Source organism: Bacteroides nordii (assembly GCF_019930665.1).
GTDB classification, from domain to species: Bacteria; Bacteroidota; Bacteroidia; order Bacteroidales; family Bacteroidaceae; genus Bacteroides; species Bacteroides nordii.
Genome location: NZ_CP082886.1, coordinates 2942795 through 2962471 on the forward strand (window position 1 = coordinate 2942795; position 19677 = coordinate 2962471).

Annotated in this window: 9 protein-coding genes; 1 reads left to right on the plus strand and 8 read right to left on the minus strand. The window is 38.9% G+C overall.

Going from position 1 to position 19677, the window contains the following annotated elements; all coding sequences use genetic code 11:
- Nucleotides 1-18: 18 nt before the first annotated feature.
- Both K8P02_RS11850 and K8P02_RS11855 read right to left on the minus strand, forming a co-directional pair.
- Complete coding sequence (locus K8P02_RS11850; RefSeq protein ID WP_223381311.1) at nt 19-2631, minus strand: LamG-like jellyroll fold domain-containing protein; 2613 nt, start codon at nt 2629-2631, stop codon at nt 19-21.
- 20 nt (nt 2632-2651) lie between these two features.
- Entirely contained in the window at nt 2652-3629 is a 978-nt protein-coding gene (locus tag K8P02_RS11855; protein WP_002561138.1) for a T9SS type A sorting domain-containing protein, read from the minus strand.
- A 917-nt stretch (nt 3630-4546) separates the two neighbouring features.
- Between K8P02_RS11855 and K8P02_RS11860 the strand changes: the two genes are divergently transcribed.
- Nucleotides 4547-5062 carry an outer membrane protein gene (locus K8P02_RS11860; protein WP_007486426.1) on the plus strand — a complete coding sequence of 172 codons (516 nt, stop codon included), beginning with the start codon at nt 4547-4549 and terminating at the stop codon, nt 5060-5062.
- Nucleotides 5063-5216: 154 nt separating this feature from the next.
- Here the strand turns inward: K8P02_RS11860 and K8P02_RS11865 are convergent, their stop codons facing one another.
- From K8P02_RS11865 to K8P02_RS11890, 6 genes are all read right to left on the minus strand, one after another.
- Complete coding sequence (locus tag K8P02_RS11865) at nt 5217-7094, minus strand: RagB/SusD family nutrient uptake outer membrane protein (protein ID WP_007486425.1); 1878 nt, start codon at nt 7092-7094, stop codon at nt 5217-5219.
- 17 nt (nt 7095-7111) lie between these two features.
- Entirely contained in the window at nt 7112-10354 is a 3243-nt protein-coding gene (locus K8P02_RS11870; protein ID WP_007486424.1) for a SusC/RagA family TonB-linked outer membrane protein, read from the minus strand.
- Between the two features lie 25 nt (nt 10355-10379).
- Nucleotides 10380-10802 carry a BACON domain-containing protein gene (locus K8P02_RS11875; protein ID WP_007486423.1) on the minus strand — a complete coding sequence of 141 codons (423 nt, stop codon included), beginning with the start codon at nt 10800-10802 and terminating at the stop codon, nt 10380-10382.
- Between the two features lie 32 nt (nt 10803-10834).
- A complete protein-coding gene (locus tag K8P02_RS11880; protein ID WP_007486422.1) occupies nt 10835-13423 on the minus strand; it encodes a LamG-like jellyroll fold domain-containing protein in 2589 nt (862 codons plus the stop codon).
- A gap of 78 nt (nt 13424-13501) precedes the next feature.
- Nucleotides 13502-14578 carry a T9SS type A sorting domain-containing protein gene (locus tag K8P02_RS11885; RefSeq protein WP_007486421.1) on the minus strand — a complete coding sequence of 359 codons (1077 nt, stop codon included), beginning with the start codon at nt 14576-14578 and terminating at the stop codon, nt 13502-13504.
- A gap of 552 nt (nt 14579-15130) precedes the next feature.
- Complete coding sequence (locus K8P02_RS11890; RefSeq protein WP_025867388.1) at nt 15131-19075, minus strand: hybrid sensor histidine kinase/response regulator transcription factor; 3945 nt, start codon at nt 19073-19075, stop codon at nt 15131-15133.
- Between the last annotated feature and the right edge of the window lie 602 nt (nt 19076-19677).

Below are 19677 nucleotides of genomic sequence, written 5' to 3' on the forward strand. Positions count from 1 at the left end.
TTATATTAAGTTTCACTGTTATTTTATCTGTACTTTCGCTGTAGCTCCACCCGTAGAAGAACTTACCTTCAGTACGTATAATCCCTCCAAAAGGGAGTCTAATGAAAATCGAATTTGTTTTTCACCTATTGTACTATATACTTTATTACCGGATATAGAAAACAGATCACACACAACCTTGCCTTCAAAAGGTACGTCTACCTGAAAATTACCATCAGAAGGATTGGGATATACATTGATCTGAGTTGAATGCGGATACTTTTCTTTTATTATGCCTACAGGGTCTTTATCCACCTTTGTTACTAATGTATCTACATTGGAATGAATAGTCAGACTCAAAGCACGAACCAGACTCAACTCATTCTGTACACTCAAATCATTTCCCATATCAAAATACATACATCCACCAGTATTGTTATCAACCAATAACTGCATTTTCTTTTGTACCTCCTTCACACCATTGAATGTATAACTCACACCACCAATAGTACCTGTATTCGATTCTGGTGTCACTGTAGAAAAGTCCAAGTCCTTATATCCTTTTACATTTTTTGCAGAGTTATCACTCATAACAGCCGTTGTTGCCATAGAAAGGCGAATCTTTTCTGCAGGATAACCATAATTCACAGCAGTAGTATAAAATGAAGCATAAGCATCCCATACCAAACTACTCTTTCGTGGTCCATAATTCTGGAAAGTAACAAAGTCAACTGCTCCAATAGCATCCAAAGGCATTGTGTATGAAACCGGATGCAAACTTACACTAAAAATTTTATTATCCGGCATTACTGCACGTATAGCTTTTACCATTGCTCCATAAGATGCCCATTTAGAATTATTCGGATTATTATCCAACCACTCCAAATCAATATCCACACCATCACAATAAGGAAGTAACGCCTCAATTCCTTTAGCTATATTAGTGCGCCAAGATTCATTACCTATATAGTTAGGCCAGTTTTTATTTCCATTCGCGTCACTATCCGAACTGATCAGGCCTATTCTTATTTTAAATCCTCTGTAACCCTCATATAAATTCCGGGTCTGCTCGATCATTGCTTTCCAACCTCTGGAATTATATCCAATATTATTTTCCCGGTCGAATCTCCAATAACCATCAAAGAATATGGCATCGCTTCCACCACCCGGAAATTTTGCAGCAGATAATGTTCCATCCATATCTGAAGCAAAAGAAGTACGCGCATTTCTCCAAACCATCAAATCATCCATCTTTCCTATAAAACCGAAGCCTGCCATAGCATCGGCATTAATATCTTTGAGGGTATACATTACTCCGTTAGAAGGTCTTGTTATCGTTCCACTTGTAACTTTATTATTCACATAAAGGCGAATCGGATTACGGGATGAATTGGGATCCATTGTCACAGCAATATGTTGCCATTGGCCTACATTGAAAACGTCATTACACTCCATCTGCCATCCATCCGCTTTAATAACCAACTGTTTATTTTCATCTTTTCCCAGATATATACCAAATAAATTAGTATCACTCTCTTTTTGCTCAAATAAAACAGCATTCTCTGCCCATTCTTTCACATTAAACCAGCCTTCAATAGTTGCCGCTGCACTTGCTGGTGCCCCTTCACGAAGCGCTTTACCTAAATTCACTTCACCGGTGCCATCTAAAACTAAAATACCCGAACGTTCTCCATCCATGGCCAGATAGGCAGCTCCTCCTGTCACAGTAGCATCATCTAAAGCTGTCATCGTCACTTCACCGGTTTTCCCATTTACCGAAGCATTCAAAAAAATCAGATCATTTGTCAGTAAATGCATATCTTTATCTATCTGCAAACGATCAGAATGACGATTAAAATCAGAATATCCACTCACAACACGATAACGGAAATAATCGTTATCTGTCACTTTTTCACGTTGAGCAATACCATTACTTAAAGTACCATGATGTGTAAATTTGTAGTCCACAATGTCCGGGCACTGTTCCTGGTCAAACTTGTAATATAAAACAAGATGTTCCCACTGCGGATGAAATTTATTAACCGTATTCTGAAACATCAAAAGCTCCTTACTATCACTCGGCATTGCAGTATTCCACAAACGAAATTCATCTAAACGCCCTTTAAAACCTTGACCTAACACCAGATTTTCATTTGATGAAGGCATTTGTAGTTTATTATTAGCATTCCACGTCTTCACTCCATTCACCCATGTATCTGCTCCATTTGCAAATACTCCTAACGAAACCTGTGTCCATCCATTGACAGAAATTCCTGTTACCGAAATTTCCTGATCTGCTACTTTGAAAATGATATTTCCCTGAACAGAGGATAATCTAACTGAAAATTCACTGGTCCCAGACCCCCGCTTAAAAATATAAGCACCCGTACTCCACTCCTGTGGAGACATCAGAAACTGAACGGCATATTCATTTTTTCCATCCACTTCAGATACTTGTCCACAAGTAACATAATCACTTCCTGAAAGTCTTAAAGCATAATTAACAACTTGTGCCTGTACCCAAGAGAAACAGAAACAACAGCCCACAACCAATGAAAATATCTTCCCTACCTGTCCCATAGTTATATTAAATTTAAAGAAATAGAAATTAAAAGAGGCCGGAACTATACCGGCACTCTTTTTCTTTGTCACCTGAAATAATATTCAATTGATTACAATACTACTTTAGTTGATTTAGTACCTACTTTTACAATATAAGCTCCTGAAGTCATTGGAATTTCCATAAATCCGGGTGTTGCTTCAGCACTGTAAACTAACTGTCCAACCAAATTATAGATATAAACCTCTTCGCCGTTATTTGCATTATTTACATAGATTGAATGACGATCCCAAGCAACAAACGGAGCATTTGCATCTTCCATTGAGCCAATACCTACAGAACCACCACCTTCTGCCCCATTCGGTTTGTCCATACCATGCATAGAACCATCTGCATTCGAAGTACCTTCTGTATTTACAAAATCTCCTTCCGGATTTTTCACAAAAGTAATTTCATAAAGATACAAAGCGGACTGTCCCATCATTTGCCCTTCAAAACCAACACGAGCACGGAAAGGATCTGTAGTGCCAGTAACTGCACCAACTTGACATTGCCACCAACCGGTATCTCCAGTATACAATACTTCATTTTTTGATCCAAGCAGTTTATTATTACCACCACCGGAAACTAACTCTAAATTTATTTTTTTAGCACCTACAGCCAGACTGGAAGCTAATTTCATCTGGAAAGTGACACGATAATTGTTTCCTCCCTCAGCACTTGCCGGTCCAACAAATGCCAAGTTAAACCAACCCATAGATAAATTTCCCGTAGAAGCCGGACCTGCTACAGATGTAGGAGCATCCTTACCTTTTAATAATAAAAGATGTCCAAACTCACTATCAACAATAGAGAGGCCAGAGGATATGGCTTCTTCAGTTGTAATGTTCGCAGGAGCAACACCTGCCACAATAGAACCTGCTACATTCAATTCTGCAACACTGGGATTAGCCCCGGTTCCCCAATACATCTGGACGGGTCCTACCGGAAGATCTTTAAACTTAAATGATGCAGGAGTTACATCTTCTTGTGCGAAAACATTAGCAGCCATCATCAGTGCGACTGCTGAAAGGAGTACATTTCTTCTCATAATAATAGAAAATTAAAAGTTAATAATTTGACTCCAATCGCCCTTTCTGAAATTTCATTCAATCCATTTCATAAACGACTTTTGTCATCGCAAACATACGATGCTACTCACAAATCAATGTTCAAAAATAGCTTTTATGCTTCCAAAAATAATTAGAACAAGCTAAAAATGTAAAATAGAGACACTACTGGAAGCAGGGTAAACAAAAATTGGAAGTCTTTTAGAAAAAGAGAACTGTAGTAGAACAAGCTCAGAAGAAAGGGGTGAGACACCCAATTACACACCCCAAATTACTTTTTTAACAACTATTTCTTATTCAGTACTTTTCCGGATAAACTGCTTTTATCCGGAAAAGTACTGAATAAACGACATTTAAACACTTATATTCAATACCTTAAGAAATACATAATTTAGACTGCCAAAGTACGTATTTAATAGCGTGTTAACTACTATCTTTCAGGGTATAAAGTAACGTTACTTTATACCCTGAAAGATAGTAGTTTTACACTGTTAAGTTTAGATGTTTGAATTCTCCATTAACAATGTTAACAGATCGTTTCACAAAAAAGCCAAATTAAAATCCTTTTTTATCTGGTTTCCGGAAATAAAATTTTATTTTTCAACTTATAGCTAAACATAAGAGAAGATCATCCATTACCATACAGTTAAACTAATTTCCAATTCCTTTTTCAATAAAGACATTACAGATATAGAATTATTCATATTACAGACCTCCATTTTATTTATTATTCCACATGCAAAATACAACTCCCCCCTATACTTTGTTAATAAAACAAACACCACTAAAACCTATCTTGCTGCCGGAAAACAAAATTCAATCAAGAATTGTTGGTTTAATTGAGTAAAGAAAAATTTCTTTGTCAAAGAAAATAGAGTATTAACTAAACACTTAAATTATGAAAAAATTATTTTTAGCATTTATGATAGCAATGGCAGCTATTGGATTAAATGCCCAAACACTAAAAGGCGAGGGTTCTCTTCTTGGGAATGTAGGTTATCAAACTAATTATGAAAGATTTGGTTTGGGAGTACAAGGACGTTATGTAATAGCAAAAAATCTTCGGATAGCTCCGGATGTTACATTTTTCTTCCCTAAAGATAAGATCACAGGATTGGATGTAAACATCAACTTTCATTATGTCTTTAATTTCAGCAAAGACGGACAAGGATTCTCCGTTTACCCTCTTGCCGGGTTTGGCATGCAAAACAATTTCTATGGGAAACAAAATGCTGAAATTGACGGGCAGCATGTTAAGATAGGTAGAGATAACACCACCAAGCTCGCTTTCAATCTCGGTGGTGGTATAACGCTTCCACTCTCGGAGCATAGTTATTTAAATGCGGAAGCGAAATTCATGTTTGCCCACGATGACAATGTTGTTATCATGTTGGGATACGGATATAAATTCTAAATATTGATTATTAAATCATATCAATAGCTTTTTTATAATTTATGATTAAAGAAGCTGTCCCAAAATAGAATCACCCTCGCAACAAGGTATTGTAGCGAGGGTGATTTCTCATTTTAGGGACCTTCCAAACGTCCTCTTTCCGGTAATACAAGCTTTAATCGCAATCATACGTATAATCCGCCAATGATCCGCTTGATATTGGCCATCCCGGATTTTGGTAAATATTAGAATTCTCCGGATTATTGGCATCATCTGCCGTTAATAATATCTCACTTAACGGTATCGGTTCCAGATAATGCGGTTTCGGGAAATTATAACCATTGTATGCTTTATCCGATTCATTTACTTTAAATACTTTGATATAAGTACTTTCCGGATCACCGGCATCGTATTGTGAAACGACAGTAGGTTTTAAATCAAGACCGGCCATAGCATACCTCTTAAACATTTCTTTCCACAGGTTCATTCCCATTATTTCATAATTCCTCATATTATCAAGAGCTCTCCATCTCCTCAAATCATCTAAACGCATTCCTTCGGCAATAAATTCACAACGTCGTTCCCTACGGATATTATATAATGTTGCATCGATCCCTTTCGTCTTCGCAGCCAGATCACGCTCTTTGGAAAGATCCGTATGATCAATCGTTTTCTGATAGTCAGTATCTACCTGAGCCCTGGTTCGTAATGCTTTCCAATAAGTATCACAATTCCCACCCAGCGTTTTGTGCCTCTCATAATACGCTTCCAAGTAGATGCAATATGCTTCTGCAGCACGAAATATCGGATTGGCCGTTGTGCCTCCTGTCGCAGAATCTGTTTGTCCGGGAAGGTCACTTAACCATTTTGAAACCTGATAACCTGTTGGTGTATACTCGGCTTCACGGGAATAAATACGTGGCAAGCTAATAGGATTAAGTGATTCTACCAATCGATTATCACGACCATATATTACTGTTTCTATATACACATCCGTTTTATAATCGGAATCCGAATCATAAATAGGCAACCCATTCTTCATCAAAAAAGACTCAATCAAAGAACGGGTATATCCCGTTTTGCCTGCCAAGCTCAACATGCGGTTAACCCCATGTCCATTTACGCCTGAAATATAATTCTTAGCCAACAACACTTCCGGAATCGCATCTACACTGACAGAAGTGAACATCGCTTTATAGTTACTGCTCAACGTACGAGTACCGGCCACAAGGTCAGAATATTCAATGGCCTTATCCAGGAAGAACTCAACTTCTTTCTCTGCACTGCCTGCTTTAAAACGGAAGTCCGGATGCATTTTAGCTCCTACCCATTTAGCATTGCCAGGCACAAAACACGTTCCGGCATGATATTTTTCCCAAGTGGCTTCAAACAGAGCTACGCGTGCAAGCAGTAATTTGGCACAATCTTTATGCAATCTACCAGCCTCCGGTGTTTTATCAAGCATCAAGCTATCAGCCCTTTCCAAATCACGGATGATAAAACGGGCCACCTCATTACGGGGAGCACGCCGGGTACTTATCTTAAGAATATCCAGTTTATCCGGCAATACCTCTTCAATAATGGGAACATCTCCGTAATTCCTCAAGAGGCGAAAGTTATCATAAGCCCTGAAGAAATAAACTTCACCTAAATAATGATTGATCTCACTCGGTGTGCCTATTACCTCGTTCGCTTCTATTCTTTCCGTAACAAGATTAATAAAAAAGTTACAGGCCCGAATCGTCTTAAACTTCCATTCACTGGAATCCCCTAATTTAGGAACCTCTTTTACTCCGGGAAAGAAGTTTGAATTAGACCAAAAACTTGTCTGATTATCACTATTTTCATCATCCCGGTAAGGACCTCCATCCGCATTTGCTTTATTGGAAGGGAAAAGAGGGTAAAACTGATTCGCATAATATTTCAGGTCAGCCGTTGTTTTTAGAAAAACTTCCTGATCACCAAAATCAAGAGGTTTTCTTTCAAGAAAATCAGAGCATGAGGAGACCATGAATCCTCCCAAAAGCACAAATAAACTTATATATTTTTTCATAACTCGAATTCGTTTAATTAAAACATTACATTTAATCCAATAGAGAAGGTACGATACATCGGATACGTTTTACCACCTCCATAAGCCTGTGCATCAGAGCCAAAAGCCTCCGGATCAAAAATCAATAAGTTAGTGAATGTCAATAGGTTTTCACCTGATGCATATATCCTCAACTTCTTAATAAGACCTTTCAATCTGGATATCTGGGGAAGCGTATAGCCGATTGTCACATTTTTAAGACGCAGATAAGAAGCATCTTGAAGATAGCGGTCGTTACATTGAGTGTTATTACGGTCTGTACGGATACGTGCATAATAAGCATCTTTATTAGCGCCCAATGGATGATCCGCATAACGGAAATAGTCCATATGCTCTTCATATATAGTCCGCTGATAAGGTGCCGTAATTCCAAAGAAAGTAGAACTATCTATAAAAATATCCCTTTTACCGACTCCCTGAAAGAAACAACTCAGATCAAAAGACTTATAAGTGACAGAGCCACGGAATCCATAAGAAAAACGTGGAGTGGAATTTCCTATTACAGACAAGTCACCATGTGAATCTACTGTTTCAGCTCCTTTGGATATGGCCGGATCATCATCTAAGTTCGCATACATAAAGTCTCCGCCTCCCCAAGTTGAGTTACCAAGTTTATCCTGGTCGTGTATAGCACGATACTCATCCATTTCTTTATCGCTCTGAGCTATACCAAGCACTTTCAATCCCCAGATGTCTCCCAATACCTTTCCACTATAATATCCTGACAGTTTCTTATCCGGACTGTCATATTTAGTTATAACCGATTTAAAATCGCTCAATGTACCCGAAATTTCGTAACTCAGGTCTTTATTGATGCGATCGGCCCATCTTACTTCCAATTCCCAGCCACGAGTACGTAACTCCGCATTGTTTGTTTTAGGTACATTTGCTCCATATACAGCTGGTACCGGTAAGGCAGGGCCTACCAAATTCTTCGTTTTACGCTCGTACAACTCTCCCGTAAAGTTCAAACGTCCGGCAAACATCGCTAAGTCCAGTCCGAGGTTGATGTGCTGTACCGTCTCCCAAGAGATATTTGTCGTAAAAGGTGCCGGCGCGCTCAACTTCACTCCTGCACTCTCACCAAACACATAATCGGACATTGGTTGTGTATACATCTTCTGAAAATACGGATAATTACTGTTCGTATTCTGATTACCCAATGTTCCATATGATCCTCTGATTTTAAACATATCCCATCCCCAGTTTCTTAAATTACTGAAGAAAGGTTCTTCAGCCATATTCCATCCGGCAGAGAAAGAGGGGAAAAATCCCCAGCGCTTATCCGAAGGAAAACGGGATGCCCCATCACCTCTGAAATCAACCTCTACTAAATATCGGTTCGCATAGCTATAGTTAATACGTGAAAAGACTCCTAATGTAGCCCATTCGGACTTACTCTCACTGGTCAGATTGGTAGGGTCATTTACAATCCACGGATGATCATCCGATACAACAACACTACATCCTACTCTCGAAGTTGATGTAGAATAATACTCCGATTGTGTACCAACCAGCACTTTCAGATAATGGTCATTCCACTTTTTCTCATAATCCGTACGCACACTGAAGTTCCAATAATTCACATGCCCGTTTCCCACTTCATAATAGCTCTCACCGGAAGCAGGTTGTACAGTGAAAGAACCGTTCTCTTTTACTTCATGTTTCACTGCCACATCTTTCATCACTCCAGCGGCCTGTACCCGTCCATCGGGCTGTGTATAATATATTTTCTTGAATTGCCTGGTGTCATTCGGTGATTCGATCCGGCTACTGAAATCCGCATAAATTTTCCAATCTTTAATGGGTTCTATAACCACTTTCCCCTGATTACTGAAACTCTTTCCATTTGCAATCTGATCGCCTCCATTTTGTAAAGCATTAATTAATGAACTGCTATGAAACTCTCCGTTGGGCAATGTCAGTGGAACGAGCGGATAAATGCGTCCCAGATTATGGAAAAAGAGATCATTCATTATAGAGGGTTTACTGTTCTGGTCCAAAACCATACGAGTAGTCCAGTAGGCAGTAATGTATTTATTAATTTTCATTGTAAAATTTCCATTCAAAGAAAAGGTCTCATACTTATCATCCGAATAGCGGAACAAACCGTTCTGATTGAGATAACGTCCGGAAATAAAGTAATTGAATTTATCACTTCCTCCACTCATACTCAGATTGTGTTCCTGTGAATAAGTCGATTTCTTCAAATGAACATCATACCAATCCGTATTGGCCCAACACTGCTGATCACCGATCCAGTACAAGTTACCATCTTTATCTGGTTCCTGAGATTTTATTCCCCAATTCAGGTTTTCAACATCCGGAAGTGAAGTTCCATTCATATAGGCCTGTATCAAGTTCAGATTATTAATCTGACTACTACCACCGGAATTTGAAAAAGCATCATTAACGGCCAAAGCATAGCGATAAGAATCGACAGTATGTGGAGTATTGATAGGTTGAGAAATACGAACATTGCCCGAATAAGACATAGAGAATCCTCGCTCTCCTTTTTTCAACGTGACAAGTACAACTCCATAAGGAGCACGCGAACCATAGATAGAAGCTGCAGCAGCATCCTTCAACACGGAAATTGATTCCACATCATTGGGGTTTATTGTTGACAAATCACCCTCCATACCGTCAATTAACACCAATGGTGTGGCCGCACTTCCGCTACCATCCTTATCTATATCTTCCAGTCCCACGCCTCGAATGTTAAACTGCATCTTCTGACCGGGCGCTCCTCCCATGTCATTCGTTATGTTCAGTCCGGCAACTGCTCCCTGCAAACCATCTACCACACTCGTTATGGGCCGCGAGGACAATACTTTAGTATCTACACTTTTCACCGCCCCTGTCAGGTTCTCTTTTTTCTGACTACCAAACCCAACAATCACTACTTCATCCAGTTGCTGTGCATCTTCATGTAATACAATTCTCATAGGTTTTCCTTTCGTAACGGCTACATCCTGCTTTTTATATCCGATAAAAGAGATTTCCAAAACCGGTTTTGTACCTGTAACCATCAATGTAAAATTTCCGTCCAGGTCGGTAATGGTACCCACGCCCGATGCTCCTTTTAAAGCAACACTTACTCCCGGCATTTCCATATTCTGCTCGTCAATTACCTGTCCGGTAACTTTAATACTTTGTGCATATCCTATGCCATTTAAGACAAACAAGCATATCACAAATATTATTAATCTGCTTCTCATAGACTTCATTATTAAATATATTAATTCATTGTTTAGATGGATGAGGTTGTACTATGACTATTTTTCTCACAACAGCGGAATCAGTAGTCAAAATATAGTAGTATACTTTTTTATCTTTGGAAGTCAGATTGGCTACTACGGTAGATGTAATGACCGCATCTCCTCCTCCGGCTGCTTTTGACGGAATAGATAGCCATCCATTAAGTCCCACCTTGTTTTCACGGCTTGCTCTCCACCCGCTATTAGTAGAAATATCAAAAATTATTTTGTTTTTATCTGTGGGAATAACGATCGAATCTCCCGTATAAGTATTCCCTAAAGAATCGCTTACAGCCACTTCCAGATAGAGTGGCTCATAGGTTCCCGAACCGTCTAAAGTATTATCACAACCGGCCAATATGCCACCGGCGGCCCAAAAGAGCATAAAAATAAAGCTAATCTTTTTCATTTTTCATATTAGATTAAATTAAACATAACCCACTATCTCGCTATCATGGTTTTAGTATACTGTTTTCCGGATATGGTTGTTAATTTCAAGATATAGACACCCGGTTCTATTTTTCCATATTTGTAATTGTATGTGTTTTCAGCGACTACTTTCTCCATACGTACCACTTTTCCCACGTTTGAATAGATGTATATTTCCTGCCCCTTCTCTCCCTGCGGGATCAGCAGGTTTACTTCCCCTTCCGAAGGATTCGGATAGATCATAAAATCGGATTTTTTCACTTTCATCTGTTCAATACCTACAGGAGCCAGATCTACCCTGGTCACAAGAGTATCTACATTGGAGGATATAGCATAAGCCGAAGCTTTGAATAAGCTCAATGGGTGGTTGGTATCCGGAAAATCTATATTCAAAGACCAACACATAATACCACCTAAACCTTGTTTTTTAACTTGTTCTGAACGCCATCGGGTCTGATTGAATCCCGTAAACGAATAGCCGTTAGAAAAGTCATCATCCGGTCCAATGGCTCCCACCTGATGGATACGAACCGGTGCACCTGCCGCCCCGGCCACTTCTACGCCATCTACCGACTTCCTACTTGTACTTGCAGCAAATGACATCACTATTTTTTCGTTCGGATAGCCCCATGCTAAGAACTTATTATAAGCAGCTGGAAAGCTTTCATATGTGAAATGGGCTTTGGCAGGCCCATAATTCTGGAACAAGAAATAGTCAACAGATTTCATATCTTCTTTCGGAAACCAATAAGACACAGTATGCGGAGAAATAGTCAGGATTTTATCTTCTTTTAGCTTACTGCGAAGTAAAGTCATCAATTTTCCATAATTAGTCCATATTGCATCTTGCCCATTATATCCCGGCCATTCCAAATCAAAGTCAACCCCGTCCAGCTGATCGTCATTATTAATAATATCAGCCATTTCCGTAGCAAAACGTTCCCTCTTCTTGGCATTGGCAATGGTATTCTTCCAATCGGATCCTCCGGAAACACTCAGGCGTATCTTAAATCCACGATAATTCGTATAAGCCGAACGCATAATATTCAGATACTCTTTATAAGAAAAATAATCGTATCCGGGGTTATCCGGTTTATCATATTTCCAATAACAGCCTGCATAAAATGCATAATTGGTACCTACGTTTTTTCCGAATCCCGGCATATTTGCACCGTTATCAGCAAATGAATAAATTCCGTCACGGCTATTGCTCGAATTCCAAATCATAGTCTCGTCAAGCTTGCCTACGAAATTTTCTCCAACGGTTGCCTCCACATCTGCCAGATCGGTAAGCGGAAGGGTCCAGGATTTTATTGTTTCAGGATAAGAATACGGATAACTACCCAACTTTTTCTTGTTACAGGCAAAAACAAAAGTTCTTTCCAATGATGTAGCATCATAAGTTGAGAATCCAAGATGAATCCATTTACCCACCACAAGTTCCTTGGCAGCTTTATATCGATATTCATTTCCATTTACTCTAAGGACCACCTCTGTATTTTCTTCTTTACCCAGCCGAAGAGAGATTCCCGTATATTCATCTTTTTCTTTTTTGAAGAGGAAAGCATTCTCCACCCAACGGTCAATATAAAGCCAGGTAAAAAATGAATAAGTACCAGATGAGTTCATGGCGGTAGTACCCACATTCATTTTCCCTGTACCATCCAATGCCAACATTCCTCCATCACGTCCTTCGTATGATTCTATGTAAGAAGCTCCGCCTACCAATTTGCCTTCATCAAACGGTAAGCTAACAGATGCCGATCCATCATCGTTTAAAGATGCTGCCAAAGCAACCAAATCATTGCATAGCAAATACTTGTCACGATCAGTACCGGTATCCGTGAAACGCGAAAACTCGGTATAAGCAGACATGATGCGATACTTAAACAGAGGATTATTTTTGACCTCTACCCGATGGGTATTCCCACTCATTATCCCATGATGACGGAACTTATAATCGACAATATTTTCACAAAGATCCTGATCAAACTTATAATAAACCAGCAAAGAAGAATAATCGGGATGGAACTTGTTAATTGTATTATCCCATAAAAGATATCCTTTCACTGTGGTGTCTTTTGTTAGATATTCCGTAACATCAAGTGATGTACTCCAAATGCGGAATTCGTCTATTTGGCCTTTGAAACCCTGCCCCATTCTAAATTCCGAATCGCTATCCGGAATCGGTAACGGAACATTTATGAGGGGAATTTCTACTTCCTCTCCATTCACATAGACTGCCAGTTTGCTTTCATCTACAAGAAGACTCAACTGCACCCAACTGTTTACCGATATTTTATCCGATTGGATATCAATACTTTTATCACCTATACGATAAGTGATTGTCCCTTCGTTTGCACCCAGGCAAGCTTCGAAAAGAGTTGCTGCTGCCCCTCGTTTGAATACGGATGCATTGGGCATCCACTCCGAAGGACATATCCAGAATTGTACGGTATATTTAGAAAGACCGTTTAATTCGTCTATTTTATTAAAATTTATATCACTGTTGCCATCAAAAGCTACTGCATAGTTTTTCACCTGTGCAACAGAAGCCAGATAAAAAACAGAAACCATAAGAAACACAAAAAGTCTGTTCATACTATTAAATTTATGATATTACAAAAGAAGGATATACCTCTTTTATAAAAGTATATCCTTCAAAAAAACACTTATCGATTAGTTATTCGTTACTTTTACTGATGTAGTGCCCACTCTTACAATATAAAATCCTTTACCATTTAAAGGAAGAGTTTCCTTATTAGAAGTAGCGACCTGAGAAGCGACCAATGCACCTGCAGCAGAATACAATTCAATCTTATCACCTGTTTTCAGATTAGAAACAGATAAAACGTTATCCAAAACCCTGCACTGAATCGTATTACCTTCAACTATCTCGTCATTAATTCCTGAACCACCTTCTTTAAAAGTCAGTTTCGTCTGTACATTTGCGGGCTGTCCTTTAGCATATGTACCATCTGACGGAGTCAAGAACTTAATTTCTTTAATCAGGATAGCCCCCTTATCCAATTTTGCACCATCCATCTTAATGGAAATAGCAAACGGATTACCTGTGGGAGTACCTATCTGGAAGTCATATTCTACTTTTTGCCAACCTTCATTCAATTCAAACATCTCTTCAGTGGCCATATCTTTTACCATCATATCGGAAGTGTTAAATGGACCACCATAAGAATTTTTCACCTCATTAGGTTCTACAGCTTTAACTTCTAACGCAGTAATAGGACTTCCAGTATCACTCAACTCATTTTCCATTGCTTTATAGGTAATGGAAAGACGGATAAATGGTGCTACAGCTCCTTCTTCTCCGGATGCAGTTGGGGTATTTTTAGGGTCTGAATAAAAAGCTAACTGAGGCCAGGGCACGTTAGTTCCTGTAGCTTTAGTACCTTTAGCAAGAATATCATCGCTACACCCAGAACCTTTGAAACATAAAACTTTTCCAATCCCCTCCTCTGTCAAATCCAGAATCTGCCATCCCGATTGAAAATTTTTAAAGGCATCTGTATCTTTGCCTGTCCAAAAGGCACCACCTGTAGCATTTACATATCCATTTTCGGAGGCTCTTGCGTCGGTAACATTTCCAGGTCCCCAACCTGTACTACAATTATCTATCGTAAACGGTCCTTCGGGCAGGTTGGCAAACTTATAACGCGAAGGAGTAATGTCAGACTGTGCCATAGCACCAGCAGCCACTATTAACATAGCTGCCGAGAAAAGTAATTTTTTTCTCATAATAATAAAATTAAAGTTGTTAATTAATAAAATCAAGTGTTACTGCCTTTTAGTCTTTGTCATATTGAATGAACACTTCCGGCGATAACAGACTGTGTTTCTGCCTGCAAACGTATCACATTGTAAGCTAACGGATGTTCAATAGTAAATTATTATTTCTACAAAATAGCTAAATTGCGTACTTTGAAAAGGAACTTATATAAAAAGAGAAAGATTATTTGATAAAAACAAACATTGTATTAATGGGATAGTACTCAATACTCAGGAAAAAGCAGATTATAAAACATCCTTCGCTGATAAATAAAGTATTAATTCTATCAACGAAAGTATATTTGAATTATTGAAAGCAGGGTAATTGTATACTGGTATAACATACCGCATTCACTCATCTATAACAGACTAAAAACAAAAACGAACTCTCAATATAAAGATGAGGATGTGTCCAAAAGCCCAATTAATATTCATCTGCATTTAGTAAAATTACAGATAGCTTTATCTAACTTTTGGCACAACCTCATATCATAAAAACAATGTATCGCGCTATACAAACATTCAACGAACACGATGTTTTTCTCTATACTGGGTAGGAGTCTCCCCTGTATATCTCTTAAACATCGTACTGAAATACCGGGAGGAAGAGAATCCTGTTTTTTCGGCTATTTCTGTGAAATTGAGCTCCGTATTTATCATAAGATATATAATTCTTTCCAACCGGACTTTATTGATATAATCATTTCCTCCCATGTCAGTCAGTTTCTTTAATTTATTGTAAAGCGTGGCACGGCTCAAACCCAATTTTTTACTAAGCAAATTCAAATCTAATTCCTGATTACTCATATGCTCAATAATTACTTCATTTACACTAAAAAGAAATCTCTCATCTGCCTGGCTGATGGTCACTTCTTCGGGAGCGGGCAACAGCCCGACATTCAGATAACGTGCTTTTGTCAGTTCTCTATTCCGCAAACGGTTACGGATCAATTCCAATAACATGCCTTCTTCGAAAGGTTTACCCAAGTATCCATCCGCACCCATTTTATACCCATGCAACCGGCTCGCATCATCACCACGAGCCGTCAGCAAGATCACCGGAATATGGCTGATATCAATATCTTCCTTAATCCGCCGGCAAAGATCGTATCCATCCATCTGTGGCATCATGATGTCACTGACAATAATATCCGGCTGATATTTTTTTATCATTTCCAATGCACCTACCCCATTGGCAGCAGTCAGTATCCGACGGAATTTCCCACTTAATGCCTCTTTCAAAAAATCAATCAGATCCTGATTGTCATCCACCAGTAGTAATACATACTGATCAGTCTTAAACCGATCTTCATCCACCTTTTTCTCATCCACCCCACCAGACGCATCAGATGCCAAATCATTTAAATAAGCTTTAGGCCGGCTAATCACCTCTTCCGATACAGGCTGAAGCGGAAGATCAAAAAAGAAAGTAGCTCCGGACTCTTCATTGTCCTCAGCCCCAATCTGACCTCCATGCAATTCTACCAAAATACGAGAGTAAGACAAACCAATACCCGTGCCCGTATGCTCGCCTCTTCCTTGATAAAACCGGGTAAAAAGCTTTTGCGGATCCACTTGCTTCAAACCACATCCCCGGTCTACAACGGAGATACGTACAAACTGGGCAGATAAAAATTCTGTCCGAATTATGATTTCTGAATTCTCCGGACTGTGCTTTAAAGCATTTATTAATAAATTGGTTAGAACAATCTCACATTTATCTTTATCAAAACAAACCTCTGCCACCCGTTCATCAAACTGACAACGAATATCCACTTTTTCTGCTTCACCTTCGCTGATAAAGTCGGCTGCAATTTCCCTTACCCAATCATTTAACCGATAAGAACCCATTTGCAATTTAGTTTCCTCTACCTCCATCTTACGCAGGTCAAGCACCATGTCCAATAAGCTCTTCATACGCTTTGACTGCTTAAAGATACTTTTTAAAGCTACAAAATGGGCATCGGCAGGAGACAATGAGTGCAAAATGCGGTTCAACGGTGCGTATATCAATGTCAGCGGAGTACGTAACTCGTGGCTAATATTAATAAGGAAACGAACTTTTTCCTCGTATAGTTCTTTTTCATGCTCCTTCATGGCCCATTTCAACTTATTCTCCTTGCGGTGTAAAGTAAGCAAAAAGATCCAGACAAATACCCCTAATAGCACACACACGCAACAGAGGATAAACCACCAGGACTTATACCAGGGGGGCAAAACAGTTAATGCCAGGACTTGTTGTAACGGAGACCAACTTCCATCCTGCATACTACAAGAAGCCATAATCCGGTAAGTACCGGGAGGCAATGACCGGATAAGAATCTCCGGCTCATATGAATCAATGCACTGCTCATTGAGACCATCAATCTGATAACGATAAACTCTTTGGCGAAAAATATCTTTCTCACAAGCCATGATACGTATCGTAATAGCTTTACTATTCCAGGGAACGGATATACCTGCCGGTTCGTCGCTTAACTGCCCGTTTATGGAAACTCCATTGATAAGAACATTGGTAAGGCACATCCGGGAAGTGGCAGAACTTTCAATAGGCAAATTCTTATCAATATACAACAGTCCTCTGTTTCCTCCCATATAAACATTCCCTTGATTAGAAATCAATCTGGTTTTCCCTAAATATTCATTGGGAAGGACTCCGTCTGACTTTCCAAAAAGAACAAATTTCTCTTCGTTAGCTAACCATGCGAAAAGCATATTATCTGTTCCAATCCAAATTTTGCCATGTTGGTCACTCTGTATAGAATTCACACCGGTAAATAAAGAAGTAGGTATCTGCCGTACAGTTTGTTCTTTCATATTATAATAGGCTATTCCCTTATTGGTAGCAAGCCAGAATAACCCGTGCTCATCTCTGGAGACGCAATTTATAAAAGTATCTTTTTCTACGCTGTACAGGCTCTCCAACTGATTGGAACTACTATCATATGCATATATGCTACGCATATCGAACAGATAGGTAGTACGGTCATCATGGCAAACGGGAGTCAAAGTTCCTACAATTTCAACCCCTTGCTTTTCAGATGCAATTTCTATATTTCCGGTTTCAATATCGTAGCGGAAGATGTGATAGCCCAACAACAGGAGCGACTTGGGCGCATGCTGATAAATATTAACCGATTTTCCGGTATAGAAAAGCAATCTGTTTATCTCTTTGTCCTTTATTTCCAAAGGTCGGTACTGCCCGGTTAATTTATCGAAAACATACACCCCCTTTGAGAAAAGAGACAACAACAGCTTTGACGAAGAAAAACCGGTAATAGAAACCACTTTATCTCCTACAGTGTTGGGATAATGTGTAAATTCTTCCGTCACAGGATTCAACTTATTAATACCACCCCCATCTGTACCGATCCATATCTCATCGGAAGAAGTATCCTGATAAAGGCTCAACACCATATTGCTGCTTAAACCTTTATTATTACCGGCAATGACTTCTGTATAAGTTTTCATTGAAACTTCTCTCACACTGATAAGCCCACAACGGACACTACCGGCCCATATATTGTTATTCTTGTCATTATAAAGGCTCACGATAGAGTTGCAAGGTAAGGAACTACTTTCTCCGGAGACATGTTTCAGTACGAAAATCTCCTTGGTTTCGGGGTTCAATACATTAATTCCACCTCCGTCTGTCCCAATCCAGATCAATGAATCCTTTTCGGCCATGCAAAGCACTATATTATTACTCAACTTTGAGTTTTGAACAGTATAAGATGCCAACAAAATACCATCCGGTGCAAGACACCGGATACCACCATTGTAAGGTGCCAACCAAATTCTACCTTTAGAATCTGTCAGGACTTCTTTAATATCGTTGCCAAAATCAAAAGGCGGAGCAGTAATTTCCCCGGTCTTCATATTCAATAATAAGATACCTTGCCAACGACTACAACACAATAAAGTATTAGCATCCCAGAAGTTAATATACGAAATAGAAAACAATCCTCTGGAGCTAAAGTCATAAAGTAGTGTTATCGCATCATCTTTATAACTATATTGATAAACCTTATTTCTTCCCCCAAAAAGAATACCTTCATTTGTCCAACAAACAGCATTCGCCATAACGACATTTCCATGCTGATCCTTAGGAAGATAAAAATCATCACTTTGGCGTCTATACCGCACTACTCCTTTTTCAGTTAATACCCAAACGGTATGCAGACTATCTTCCGTAATATGAATAATATTATTGTGCGGCAATGAATAAGAATCTTCCGGAGAATGAACATACTTTTTCATTTCGTATCCGTCAAATCTACCTAAACCGGTGTTTGTTCCAACCCATACAAAACCATCTTTTTCTGCATAAACACAATTAACCGTAGAAGATAGTCCATCTTGCAAAAAGATTTGCTCAAAATAATAATTACCAGCTTTTACAGAATCAACTCGATAACACAAAAAAAGCAGGAATAGAAAAAAAAAGAAATGATTGAACTTTCTCATATATAGCCCGATTTTATAAAAGCCCCCCTTATCGATTGCACATTTTACAGAAAAGAAGTCTGCCACCATCAAGTTGCTCTTAAGTATAACATAGTAAATTAGAATTAACAACAAAGATACTATATTACATTCAAAAAAAACTTTTATTCCTAAAATATATAAGTCCGATTTTATAAAAAACTTAGTACGAACAGGAAGCTATTTAAACTCCCCTTTGAAGGATATTGCTCTCCCCCTCTTATATCATTTTGTCAAAATGACATTCCTAAGCTCGTAGAATTGCCTCGTTGGGGATAAATGCGGACTGAAATATAAAAATCTTCTTCTTTTTGAAGTAGTAACTTCATTATAGTTTACCTTATCTTCTATTTCACAGCACGAAGTTCATTTTTTAGATATTTGCATTGCATTTTATTTAAATACAGCACACATTTAAATACATCTTGCTATATATCGTTTGGTTAAAAGTCAGATGTAGCCAGCGAAAAATAGCCTCTTTTGAGGACAAATAAACTTTTCCCGTAGAGCATCGAGGTGATCTCCGTAGAGTTTCGAGTCGTTCCTCGTAGAGCTTCGGATCGTTCCTCGTAGAGGAAAAAACT

Bases quoted from the DNA above. Each gene is read 5' to 3' on its own strand.
- K8P02_RS11875 (WP_007486423.1), bottom strand. From the start codon at position 10,802: ATGAAAAAGATTAGCTTTATTTTTATGCTCTTTTGGGCCGCCGGTGGC.
- K8P02_RS11890 (WP_025867388.1), bottom strand. From the start codon at position 19,075: ATGAGAAAGTTCAATCATTTCTTTTTTTTTCTATTCCTGCTTTTTTTG.
- K8P02_RS11865 (WP_007486425.1), bottom strand. From the start codon at position 7,094: ATGAAAAAATATATAAGTTTATTTGTGCTTTTGGGAGGATTCATGGTC.
- K8P02_RS11885 (WP_007486421.1), bottom strand. From the start codon at position 14,578: ATGAGAAAAAAATTACTTTTCTCGGCAGCTATGTTAATAGTGGCTGCT.
- K8P02_RS11860 (WP_007486426.1), top strand. From the start codon at position 4,547: ATGAAAAAATTATTTTTAGCATTTATGATAGCAATGGCAGCTATTGGA.
- K8P02_RS11855 (WP_002561138.1), bottom strand. From the start codon at position 3,629: ATGAGAAGAAATGTACTCCTTTCAGCAGTCGCACTGATGATGGCTGCT.
- K8P02_RS11870 (WP_007486424.1), bottom strand. From the start codon at position 10,354: ATGAGAAGCAGATTAATAATATTTGTGATATGCTTGTTTGTCTTAAAT.
- K8P02_RS11880 (WP_007486422.1), bottom strand. From the start codon at position 13,423: ATGAACAGACTTTTTGTGTTTCTTATGGTTTCTGTTTTTTATCTGGCT.